Source organism: Pseudoalteromonas sp. McH1-42, from assembly GCF_022347845.1.
GTDB lineage: Bacteria > Pseudomonadota > Gammaproteobacteria > Enterobacterales > Alteromonadaceae > Pseudoalteromonas > Pseudoalteromonas rubra_D.
Genome location: NZ_JAKRFU010000006.1, coordinates 199037 through 211702, shown reverse-complemented (window position 1 = coordinate 211702; position 12666 = coordinate 199037). Strand labels below are relative to the sequence as shown.

4 protein-coding genes are annotated in these 12666 nt (G+C 46.2%); 3 read left to right on the top strand and 1 reads right to left on the bottom strand.

The window, feature by feature from the left end:
* The 3 genes from MHN31_RS06885 to MHN31_RS06875 form a co-directional block, all read left to right on the top strand.
* On the top strand, positions 1-1333 hold a 1333-nt coding region (locus MHN31_RS06885), incomplete at its 5' end, for an RHS repeat-associated core domain-containing protein (RefSeq protein ID WP_239443857.1).
* An 8-nt stretch (positions 1334-1341) separates the two neighbouring features.
* Positions 1342-1629 (top strand): hypothetical protein, encoded by a 288-nt coding sequence (locus MHN31_RS06880; RefSeq protein WP_138539176.1) that lies wholly within the window; start codon positions 1342-1344, stop codon positions 1627-1629.
* A gap of 601 nt (positions 1630-2230) precedes the next feature.
* Positions 2231-2425 (top strand): hypothetical protein, encoded by a 195-nt coding sequence (locus MHN31_RS06875; RefSeq protein WP_239443856.1) that lies wholly within the window; start codon positions 2231-2233, stop codon positions 2423-2425.
* A 491-nt stretch (positions 2426-2916) separates the two neighbouring features.
* Here the strand turns inward: MHN31_RS06875 and MHN31_RS06870 are convergent, their stop codons facing one another.
* Positions 2917-12639: a hypothetical protein gene (locus tag MHN31_RS06870; RefSeq protein WP_239443855.1), complete on the bottom strand. Its 9723-nt coding sequence runs from the start codon at positions 12637-12639 to the stop codon at positions 2917-2919.
* Between the last annotated feature and the right edge of the window lie 27 nt (positions 12640-12666).

Sequence of the window (12666 nt, the reverse complement as noted above, 5' to 3'; positions counted from 1 at the left end):
ACGCTTTATGCTGGACGACCATCTGGGTTCAACGCATGTGATTGCGGATGCCAGTGGTAAGAAAGAGCAGGTGATGAGCTTTGATGTGTTTGGTGCACGGCGAAACGCGACCACCTGGGCGAGAGACTTCAGTGACCAGAATAAGTTCACCAGTAAGCTGACGCTACGTGGTTACACGGGTCATGAGCAGATGGATGAGGTGGGTCTGGTGCACATGGGCGGGCGTGTTTACGACCCTATTCTGGGACGTTTCTTACAAGCAGACCCCATGGTGCAGGCACCACAAAACATTCAAAACTTTAACCGTTACTCGTATGTGGTGAATAACCCGCTGAATAAGACAGACCCCAGTGGTTACATCTTTGTTACCTTAGGTGTTGGCCTGCTAAAACACGCAATCTTGAACGGTTTCATTACTGGTACCTTGGCAGCTGCTATTACTACTGCAATTACTGCGTATGAGTTCTACAGCACTGTGCAGTTTGTGGTAGGTGTGGTTCAGGCCATTGATGGTGGCGGAACTGCAATGGCAAATTTTGCCGGTGGCTTTTTAAAGGGAGCTATCAAGAGCTTTGGGGTAAATGCCTTGCTAAGTAGCACTGGATTGGGTCATGAGGCGGATGAATGGGCTGATTATCAATCTGAACTGGCCGATGAGTATGGGCTTGAAGGGTTGTCAGATTATTTTGCTGAAGAAGCCGCTGAAATCCGAGCTGATAGAGAGCTAAATACTAAAGAGCTGACAGCGAGTCTGGCACTTGGGAACACTAATATGGGCAGGCGGGATGCTGAAGCGATGCTCGCTGGCAAAGTTACAGGCGAAGAGCTCACCATGGAGCGCATCGAGGTTGTTGGTTTTGCAGTTTCTTTTGCGCCCGCGGTAGGCACCCCTGCATGGCTGTATCGCGTTTATCAATCCAGCCGTATATTTAAGCAAGCGAGGGTTGTTACAAACAGCATAGCTCGTTTATCTGATGATCTTGCAGGAACCTTTGCTGGTGGAAGATATACTTCAAGGGTGCTAGATAAAGATATGGTATTGTACCGAGCCGGTACAGGAGATAGGCCACTGGGGCAGTTTTTTTCAAAAGATAAGCCCATAAGCGAGATTCAAACAAGAATTGATAAAGCAGTATTACCTGTGTGGCCCGGCGGTGCAAAGTCTCCGATCGACACCGTTTTTAAAGTTCGAATTCCCGCTGGAACGACAATTCATACTGGCCGTGTTGGCTCTCAAGGTGGACACTTTGTCGGTGGTACTCAACAGATAGTAGTTGAGACACCTTGGTTGCTTAAAGGTGTTAAGGTTTTAGGTAGCTCGCCTCTAAAATAGGAATATATATGAAGAATGTAACTTTGTTAATTTCGGAAATTGAAAAAATTATTGAGCTCCTTGTCTCAGTTGGCGAAACAAACTGGGTCGGTTCATTCAATAACTTTAGGCAAAAATTAGATTCCACCAATGCGGAGAACTTAGAAACTCTTCGTAGTGAAATTCTGAGAGTATATGGCGGAATGGGATCTTTTAGTGACCTTGTTTTATATGAGCAAGGTCAGCCTATGATAAAGGAAAACCAAAAGTTAGATGAGTTGAGAACAGAGCTATTTCGTATCTTAAACGATAGATAAAGTTACAAAGGAGGTAACAACTGTTGCTCAATGGATGAGTTAAACAGAATACACTAAGTCCATAAAAGGCAGTGTATAAAATTTGAGTAGATACCCATCTTACAATGGCGTACAGGATGTACGCCTTCTACCTTTAGATAATGCTCAATGCTTTGAGGCTGACGGATTATGCCAATGGCAAGGAAGAGGCAGGTTAGCTTATTAGACACTAAGCACTACCACTTTATACCCGGTGTGTCCTCCGGGTATTACTGTGCGGGAAAGGCTGTGCAATGGGCATGAATTTTGGAAAACATATATGGACGCTCCAGCGGTATCAAGCTATCTCGCTCTTTTACGTGTTCACTAATCCCGATACTTAGTCTAGTTCGCTGTAAATGTGTTTCCTTTTAAAAGAGTGACGATTTAAATAACATTAATAATTTTTATAATAAAAAACGAGGGTGAAAAAACGGGAAAAATTATCGTAGTATTACTTGGGATTTTATTTTCAAGTAACTTAGTAGCCTCTGATTTTACGGGGAAAAAGCTCACTGGCGCAGCTGTTTATCATCATGATGGCAAAAGTATTTTATTTGTCAAAATTAATGATACTAACCACATGGCAGCCTGCGCAAATACCAAACGTTTTGCTATTGACAGCACAGCTGCAAACTTCAAGGAAATGGTCAGTGTTGCGATGATGGCTTATGCAACAGGGGAGACAGTTCATATAAAAGGTATAAAGGACAGTTGCAAATACTGGAGTAATTCTCAGGATTTGAAAGGCATTGCGATTGGTTCAATACCTTTTTAAACTTTAGTTTTCCAAAGGTGGTTAAATAACCTGTGTCCACTAATTTAAACCACTGCTTCAGGGCGTAATAATAGCGCCCTTAGCTGCGATTCGTTGATTTTGAGCTGGCTAGTATCTCGGTATAAACATATGGACGCTCTTGCGATGTAAGGCTGAATGGGGCTGCGAGATAGCTGATGTAAGCTATCTCGTTCTTTTATCTGTTTTGCCATTCCCGATGTTTGGCGCAGTACTCTGTAAATGTGTTGACCTGATATTTATTGGGCTGGTTGATTATTCTGCATCCTAAATGAGTTCCTAGCATGCAAACCTGTACTTTGCTGAGACTCCGACCTAACCATTTAAAGCAGAGCCACAGTTGGCTTGTGAATTTATGGGGAAGTTACACCCGAGTTATCTCGATTAAGGAGCAAACCCTAAAATTACACTAGCCGCCAGATAAACCGACTGCCCGTTACAACTAGGGCCTGGCCGGTTATCTAGGCGAAAGTTTAATTCTGTGGTTCCCACCAGTTTGGTGTCTTACCAACCGGTAACGCAACGGCGTTCAGTTGCACTAAAGGCAGCCTTTCTTTGGTACTGACAATTGTGGTGGCAAATATAGTTGGTGTGAAAACTATCATACTGTTGGGCGCCTGTGCTCCTGATGCAGCTTGCCAGTTAGCAAGGTTCTGGGTAACCACTTCTGCTGCATCTGCAACCTTGTCGTTGCTGACAACCTGTTCAAACAAGAACACCGGAAGATCTGTGTTGAATGTTGATGCTTCGCTCGATAAGCCCGGAGTGACACTGGGGTCAGCTTGGTGAGCCATCACTTGATAGCGATAGTTGATCGCACTTTCATACCTGAGTGCTGGCCTGGAACCGTTGGTAATACTCCCTGGAGGGGGCGTCTTAAGTTGTTGCAATAGCTGCTCAACCCCAGCTTGCAAACTGTCTGCATTTGGCAGTTCAACATTTTGTCCCACGTTAATCAAAGGCACTACTGGGTTTGGCCAGTATACGGTCTGAGTATGATAGACAAATGCAGGATTCGTTGTCTCGGGTGATGGTGCCAGGTTGCGATTTCGTTCGGTATAAGCGCTGGGGCGAACACTTTGGAAATCAAGAATATAGAAATTGGTCCAGTTCAACTCTAAATCAACAGGCAATTCATCTTGCTCGGCAATATAAGTCATGCTGCGATTATCCGCTTCATGAGGCATTTGCCGATAGCCGGTGATCTGTGGCCAGGGTGGGATCTCCTGACTTTGCTCGCCAATAAATGCCAGCAGCAAGTCCCCACCTTCAAGTTGATCAATAGCATAATGCCATGACTGGGTGTCATCTTGCTCGGCCAGTTTGGTTGCTTCGCTATTTGGTTGCTCTGGAGCGTGCCAGCTAGGCCAAGTGTTTGCGACCCCTGTGACCAATTCGCTAAACTGTGTAACTGCATCACGATTTTGCTCTGAATCCTCTCGACCGATAGCATTGATATTTGCTGCCAGTTGCGGATATTCGAACTCGAACCTAGCGAGAGCCTCAAACAGATCTTCAGGTGCCGGACGAGAGGCAACTGCACTTTGGCTGCTCATTAGCAAAGGCTTTTCACTTAAATCGTTGAGCGGCAGGTTAAAGTGCAACATTAAGTTTAAAGTATCCTGACTGGCAACCGGACGCGCCATGCTTACACTGAGATTCCAGCTTAATGCATCACCGATTGTATTAATGGTTTTATGCTGTACAGCACTGACTTTGCGCAATACTGGCAAAGGAGGGTAGGTCCGCAGCGGTATAGGAATACGCACATCACCAATAGGTTTGGTCAATGTATTTTGATGCTCGTCGGATAAGTTTTTAGGATTCTGCTGAAGCACATAGGTCAACCAGCTGGAAGGCACATAGCCACACTTGGATGCCCTACTATCCCTTAAATGCTCAAGTTGACTTATCTGATAATTCAAACTGGTATTCACTGCGTTTTGCCGTGCGGGATCTTTGGCTGAGATCAGTGAATTTAGCCATCCTTTACCATCCACCAATGACAATGTTGCCGGAGTCAGTGAAAAAGGCAACTCACTTTGTTGCGATGCTGACTGGCTCTGTAAAGTCCCATATAATCGTGGCGGATATGCCTTGTCTCCATCAGGCTCCAACTCGCCATTGAGTTTGACATTGGCTTGCAGTTGCATCAGCGCAGAGAAACCATAGTCCTTGCTAAGTGATTGTAACAGCGCCTGACGCCAAGTTTGTTGCGCAGAATTGATATCCCCACTGCCTTTGGCGAGGTTGTAGATATACTCGATGCTGTCGCCTATGGTTTCAGCGAGACTTTCTTTGTTGTTGACGAAGGGGTTGTATAGCTCATTGTCATGTGTCGACGCTCGTGCTGTACCGGTTGATATCATTGGGCTGAATACAGTTTCGACAGCATTGAGAAACTCCGCGCCCCAGGTATCCATATCGACTCCGTTGAATATCTGCGTCGTATCCTGCCATTGGCCGTCTGTGCTGTAATGCCTCAGGTTATCCACTTTGCGAGAAATTAACCGAGTACTCAATGGCGGCGGGGCATAATAAACCGGTTGATGCTGCTCGTCATTGAGGATCTCTACTGAAGTACCGCATAGTTCACTCCAACGTTGCAGCCAAATGCTGCGCTTGCCAAATGACTGATGGCCAATCTGGCTATCCATACCGGTAGCAACTTTAACCGTTCCCTCAGCATCGTCAAATTGATAGTAGGCTTTTTCAAAAGCAATCGCAAAAGTCGTCAGGCCACTAGGGGAGTTGGTTTTGTCATCATCATTATTGTTCGGAATAACTGCTTTTTGCTCTACCGGCTGTATCGCGGATATCACCCGGCGTACATTGGGCACTAAGCTGGCAATTTCATCCTCCACATTACGACGATAAAACTCAATACTCACCTGAAGCCGCTGTAAGTCATTTTTCCATGTCTGTGGGTAGTTTTTATCTAAGGGCAGCTCGATACTGACAGGGGAAAAAGGCGCATCCGGGTTAGCATTAGTAAGCCATACAATCACTTTTTCGATAAATGTCAAAAGGTTAGCCTGTACTTCATCTCCCTTGCTGGTTTTGTATATTAGCCCTCGGTTTAGCACCTCACTGGTGCTTACCCCTGTGTTCATGTTTTTGTCAGCTAATTGAGATGCTATTAATTGATAGTGTTGCAGTATATTGAGTCTTTGAGGTTCGTTTACTTGTCCCAGGTCATCCAGGATAATGTTGCTATCCAGGACAAACTCGAAACGTAGTTTATTGCCGCTGTTATCAACTACTTTGTAACTGGTGGTGACCCCAACCCAGTCACCGATGCCGAGAATGTTGTCATTGTATTGTACAACTAAGTCCGTTTTACGATTGAAGCTATCGGGCAGGCTGTTGCCAAATACATCCTCACTGGAGATCTCAATGGTTAGTACATCGCCAATAGCAGCGTAACGTCCGTCTGGCGTGCTCAAATCACCGCTGGCAAAGTTCTGTTGGTATAGCCATTTTGGTTTGGTGTCACTAACATCCTGTGGCGTTTGTCCACGGCTCCAATTGTACTTTTTCGGTTGGCCGTTAATAGCAGTAACTCGATAGCTAAGTATCTGGTAAAGTCCTTTAAGGTAGTCGCTGCTAATGGCATCGGCTTCGATTGGCGCATTATCCCATTCGACCTGCCAGCCAACGTCGCCACCTGGATAAGCTGCATTATATTGCTTAATAGGCGTTCCTAAGCTATCTGAGGCCAGAGTAGCGAAAATACCATTGTCTTTTTCAGGTGGGCTACCAATCAAGGCATTTTGCCATGGCGCGGTGCGAATTATACTGTCCTGTTGGGCAAGTTGAACCAGCAAGATCAGTTCCGCGTTCCCTTGTTTGAACAGACTTTTGTCTAAGCCTTCGAGCTGTAAATAGAATCCTTTACTATTGGTTGTTGAAACCTCCCATACCAATTGCAGGAAGTCAATTTTCTGCTGCACACTCTCTGCGGGTTTAGAATAATTGATACAGTTGATAGGTCCATCGCTATCGGTGACATCTGCCCCATTTTGCCCACCTGGCATATTATTGGTGGATAAATCTGTACGAACTAATACTGACGGCGAGGTTGTCGATTGCCATTGTCCCTGACCACTACTACTTAATAGCTGAATTTCATCAACAGCGGCCTCTTCCGATGCGATTGCTTCGAGTAATTTTTGTAGCAAGGCTCTATCAGCTTCATTGCAACCCAATAAAGAGAAAATGTTGCTGATAATACTATCGTCCGGGCTGTTAGGATCGGGTATTGCCGCCAGTTCAACTGTAATTGCCAAGGCTGCACTGGCCTGCCAATCTGAGCCAGCATCATTCAAGTCGGCATGTGCGGTCTCGCCATCTTGCGGTCCATGTTGAGACATTCTGAGCCATGGTGCATCTCCATCTTGTAGCTTGTTTTTCGCCTGAGCGATCGATTGCATCAGCCCTGCCGAAAAGCTGCCAATCACTTTTTCGCTGTTATCGCTTAAACGCCAGTTATTCAGTTGATTGAAAGCCAAAGTAAGGTTGGCTGGCGACAATGGTTGCAGAGGTTTCAACAGCCATGGAGTATCATCCGGTCCTTTTTCGTGGACCATACCAGGGTCCAGTGACGCCCTGGTGCCCTTATTTACAGATAAGTATGAAGGTGCATCATCAGCTTTACTCAGGGTTGCATCCAATATCCAACGATTACCGGATTTATGCAGTGTAAATTGTTGACCAGTAAGCGCGTATAGAGACTTCAATTGCTCGTTGTTGTCGCCAATCGGTAATCTGACACCGGCCATCATAAAGCGGGAAACAAACCCAGACAGGTCGCCCATACTTAATTTCTTAATCGCAGCGTCAAGAGTCTTTTGCTCGCTTTGTTTTAGCATTGCGATGAGTTGTTGTGCCAGCATCATAAAGTAGTTATTAAACACCATTTGGCACATTGACAGACCGGCCGTGCACGTCCCACTGTTTTCTGCCCGCCCTTGCTGGTCGAAATAGCGTCTGATGACATCGAGGTAATCCGGTTGCATCTGCTTGGCACCAAACTGATTTGATCCCTTATAAAACTGCGAATCGTCAGTATTGTAATGCAGTATCAAATCTGGGTGGGCAGCCATCACAACGGTGGCTGTGTCCTCTGTGAACTGGGCTGAACCTATATTGAATCTGAACAGGGCCGACAACGCCGATTCCAAGTCTTTGGAGAATGCACCTTGCTGAAGTTTTACAAGGGTGTTGTCCAGCTGTGTAGCAAAATTGCCATCACCGCCATAATGACCAATCAGCCACTTTGCCAAACTAATGCACATTAAACCAAATGGTGATTCAGGCCCATCGCTGACCATGGTTAGGATAGCGACCCCTTGGGGTTTCCAAGTGATGTTGTCGTCGCTGACGGAAGTTGTCAGCAAGGAAAAATCAACAGGCAAGTCCACAGGATCGGCGGGGGTGTAGATAAACCCTGGCCCGGATTCAACAAAGTTTGTCTGCTGCGCAGCAGGTGCCAGCGCATACCTGTCAATCAATGCCGTATTGTCTCTTTCTCCTAGTACATTATTAGGGGTTGGGTTGTCTAAACTTGCTGCAGGTCCTGAGCCGAAGGTAAAATTAAACAGATCCAGCCTAGTTTCAAATGAAAAGCTTAGCTTGACAAAGATTACTTTCAATGAAGCCTGGGCCTTGACCTTAACGTTAATCAATAACGGCGTACTGTGTTTGGTTTCTATGGCAAAAGCGATGTTAAAAGAAAGGCTGATAGAGACCGAAGCTGCAATCACTACAAAGTCAACTTTACCTGACAGCTTACCGGTTAAAGACTGGCTTATTGCCCACCACCAATAGTCCACGCCGTCTTCTGTTAAAGTACCGTTGTAGGAGGCTAAAAACCCTTGCACAGTAAGACTTTGGATCAGGCTTGCAGTGGCTGACAACGGCCCGACTTTATATTTTTCTTCCAAGCCACCTGCAAGCCCTGCACCAAACGACCAGATCAAATCAAAGTGGTCGCCAAACTGGTCTGGGGCAGCGGCACTACTGAGCTTGGCCAGATAGAAACCCGCTTTGGCTATCAGGGGATACGGACCGGCTTTAAATGCCACAGAAAAGGGATGCGCATCTTCCCCTTCAAATGGCCAACCAATAGCAAAACGCCAATCGCCATTCGTCCATATGGCAATACTAAAGTTGGGCAGGCTCAGCTTAAAAATCCCCAGTTTGAGATCTTTCAAATCGACATAAATGTCGGCTGACCACACCCCCAGTTGATCATTAACTTTGCGATATATGATGGTAAATTCAAAGTTATCGATGATTGAGAGAAAGCCTTTGCCTGGCTTGTCACCTGGTTTTGGGCCTTTCATCATTAGTGACGTTAACTCACCACCAGCAGGTGGTACAGGCTTACTTTTACTGGTATCGATTTTGACTTGTGCGCCATAAAATGAGTCGTCATGGAGCAACACCGTCATACCTAAGCTTTTAAATTCGAACTGAAGGCCTGCCAGTACACCGGCACTGGAACTGTAGAAAGGGTCTTTGGCTGCCTGTTGCTGAATAAATTGTTCAACGGTTTTACTGGTATATGGATTCAACCGCTCAAATGTCTCTGAAATCACATTAGGGTTGGTGGGGTCGGTGACGATATCAAATGAGCGCCCAACGAATGTGCTGGGTACACCATCAAGGCTAAGAGCCAGCGTGGGTCCACTCCAATTGCTATCAATGGACTTACCCTGATACAGAATTGGATTTCCTGAGCCCGGTGAGCCGGGGGCGCCAAATAAGCCGAGATCTTTGGGCTTGTTGGAATAGTTAAACATCAGGTTCAGTAGTTGGCCTTGAAAGTGTACAAACAACAAGGCGTAAATAGAACTGTCTGGTAAAGCCACCTGGTTGAGTTGAACTCGCTCAAAACTGGTATTGATCACCCCTTCCAGTTCGAATCCACCTGCGCCATTAACGGCTGACGGCAAACTCAGCACTAAGCCGACCCCCTCATTTTTCGAGCTTGCTTTTGGATCCCAACCTATTGATATATTCGCACTGAGCTCTGTCTTATCAGACAGCAACATGCCAAGTGACCCCAAAGGAACGCTAAAATTGATGGAGAAAACTGCGTTGCCGGAAAAATCTTCATCACCGACTGTGATTTCCCATACTCCAGGTAAGCTCTTTTCTAGGCCTCCAGGCTGATGGCTTAAGGAGTCAATCAAGCATGGGAAAGTGGCATCAAAACTCAGCTTTCTTGAATGGCTGAGACCCTGGTCGACCATCAGTCCGGATAAATCTGTGGTTATCGGCCCTTCGATATCAGCACTGTTATCAGACCTGATCTCTGTCGTTATATTGAAGCCATAGCCAGATATGCAAAGGCCTGCTGTTGGCAAGTCTGGCTCGTTGGCATCATCAAATTCTCCATAGGAAAATAAGTCGCCACCAATGTCGTCGTCAAAGGCCAGCACACCATCTATGCGAAAAGTCGAGTAGGCCAGCACAGTGCCATCCTCATCAGGCTCTTGTCTGCTAACAGGCACTAATTGTGCGTTGGTGATCGATTGGGCTATTAAGGGAGTGAAACATTGGCCATGACTATTGTATTTAAAACTGCGCGGTTCCTTGGTGGCAAAAAGTAAGGTTCCTGTGCCATCTTCAGTGAGCGTGTAGACACCATCGATCACTATGGTACCGGATGTTTTATTATCCTGCTCTGTTGCTACAGCCAAATCAACCGGGCACTCGAGTAATTGATCAATAGAGAAGCCAATCCGGGAATCGAAAACCACAAGTTTGCTGTTTGCATAGCGAACATTAAATAGCAACACTTGAAAATCAGGAAAGCAACTGGGTGCTTCCAGTTCGTGTTGATAATGGATCACACTGAACAGTGAGCTGTAATCGAGCCGACTACCCACACTGTCGATTCGATTGGTGGTTATTCCAAAATGATGGGCGCGTAATTGCCCTTGTATACCTCCCAATAAAATCTGAATGTCTAACGGCAACGACTGGTAATCCAGTGGAACGTTAAAAAAGAGTACGCCGTTCCAATTGGGGTCCTCCGCCATTTGTCGAAAATCGGCAAACAGGTCTTCGCCATTTTTTGCCACCGCCAGATACTCTTGCAAGCGGCTCTGTACCTGGGTTAAATCTTGGTCACCGACCAGGCTGGTCCACCTGTCGGGATGGTTTATTAGTTCGGCTAAGCTGACGTCTGGCATAAACTTGAAGATGACTATGGATTGCTCTTCGCCATTGCCAGGTTTAATATCGAAAGTGAAATCTCCTAACTGAATTTTGTTCTGCATTGGAGCCAATGCGCTGGCATCGGTTGCGACCAAAAACAAATTATCGTTCAACATGGCATTAGCAAACAGCGGGTTGACTACGCCATTGGTGTTTGCTGTAAAGGCAAGCTGTTGATCTGGGTTTTGTGGGCTGGTGGCCAGGGTTATCTGATTAATGGTGCCAGCCGGAGGAAGCGTGTCGCTTACCTCATTTAACTTGGCCAGTAATCCCAGTGGGGTGTGCATATAGCCACCATCAAACGGTTGACCGAGATTGATATCAAAAAATACAGGACCATAGCTCTGGTTAAAATAACTCGATAATTGACGACGCCGGCAAGGTGCCACGACAAGATTTTCAAATGCAGCTAGTTGGCCAGCAGAAAGATTGGCATTGGGAGACGCTATCCCGTGTTTGTTATCTTGAAAAAAGACGCCACCGTACGGCAGCATAGGCACGAATGGGTTGTTTTGCGGATGAAACTGCACCAGGCTGGCACCTACCGCAATGGGAAATCGTTCACTTTGCTCCCCAGGTTTGTCGTTGACTGAAACAAAATAAGTAGCGCTGGCAGCCTGAATACAATAGCTGCTACCGAGTTTTCCAACGGCTTCTTTTGCCGCAGGAATGACTTGCAGCCAGCTCGAACTCAATGAGTCGTCTGGCACTGCTCCTTCCGGATTTTGTCTTTTATCGATGTTGACAAAAGCAGGTAGGCCAACTTCAAATGCCAGTATATCGCCTTTACTCAATAGAAAAAATTCGTTGGCAGACACGCCACAGCGTAACGCGATAGACGAGTTTGAAAGTGCATCGTCGTTCGAGCCGACTTCGTAGTGGCCTACTGGGCATAAATAATAAGGGGTGTTATCAGTCAGACTGTTTCTGGCCCAGGCAAATCCGGCCGCAGCTTCAAGTTCAGTGCTTATTAACGGCTTCAGGGGAACAGAAGAGTTTGCTGTATTGTTAAAGTAGCAGGATGATATATCAACCTGCTCAGTGGCATCCGGTTGCAATACCATTCGGGTTCTTCGCCCATCTAAGGGGGCTAGTTGCTGAAAAAACACTTTAAAATTAAGATTATTCTTGGTCAAAGCCTGCTGTTCAGCCGGGGTAAAAAGCGGGTAATTGATGGTGCTCGCCATGTCAGCGTCATGTCCGAAGAACATTTTTAATTCGCCGCTAAAATATTGATTGAGTTGATAGTGGCTCCATTGCCAGTCAAACACCATTGCACCACAACGGTCACCGCTAAGTGGAATATTGATGAGTTCCGGCTTGCTGCCAATGTCTATCTGTTGTTCCTGCTGTTGTAGTTGTACCGCAATTTTCTGGCCTTCTTTGGGGTTGTTGATGACAAACTGCTGCATCTTCGCGTCAAGTGTTAACGTTGCACGTCGGGTAAGCAGTAACCCCCAGCGATTGCTCAGACCGGCTTCTATGCCACCGGCATCTACCGCAAAAAAAGTATCTTCAAAGACTGCCCCGACATTAGTTGTTTGCAGCGTTTTATATCTTTCATCAGGCTCGTCACAATCGAACGCCAATCGCCAGGCAAGTCTCGAGGTTCCCAGGCCCGTTGTAATTATGTCGTCACTATTATCCAGCTCGGTCAGGAGTTGGTCAGGCGCAACCAGGTCATTACTAAATACGTAGCAACCAGATATATCTTCACTGTCTGCCAAAGAAAACTCAGCTAATGGTGCAGTGCTGCCGTGGCCAAAATAATAAAAATACAGGTGCCCCTTTTGCTGACCAAGCGGGTTGAAGAGATAGAGAGCGGTTTGCTGATCTGGATGGGATTGCTGCAAAACAAATTCATGGCCAGCATGTTCGTTATCCAAGCTACGACGTTTATCGGTTTCCAGGGGAGTATCAAGATCAAGAATTTCTTCACTAGGGCTTACAAAAGTACGCTTGGCCATGGGGGGTCCTTAATAAAAATAGGCAGT

Bases quoted from the DNA above. Each gene is read 5' to 3' on its own strand.
- MHN31_RS06880 (WP_138539176.1), top strand. From the start codon at position 1,342: ATGAAGAATGTAACTTTGTTAATTTCGGAAATTGAAAAAATTATTGAG.
- MHN31_RS06875 (WP_239443856.1), top strand. From the start codon at position 2,231: ATGGCAGCCTGCGCAAATACCAAACGTTTTGCTATTGACAGCACAGCT.
- MHN31_RS06870 (WP_239443855.1), bottom strand. From the start codon at position 12,639: ATGGCCAAGCGTACTTTTGTAAGCCCTAGTGAAGAAATTCTTGATCTT.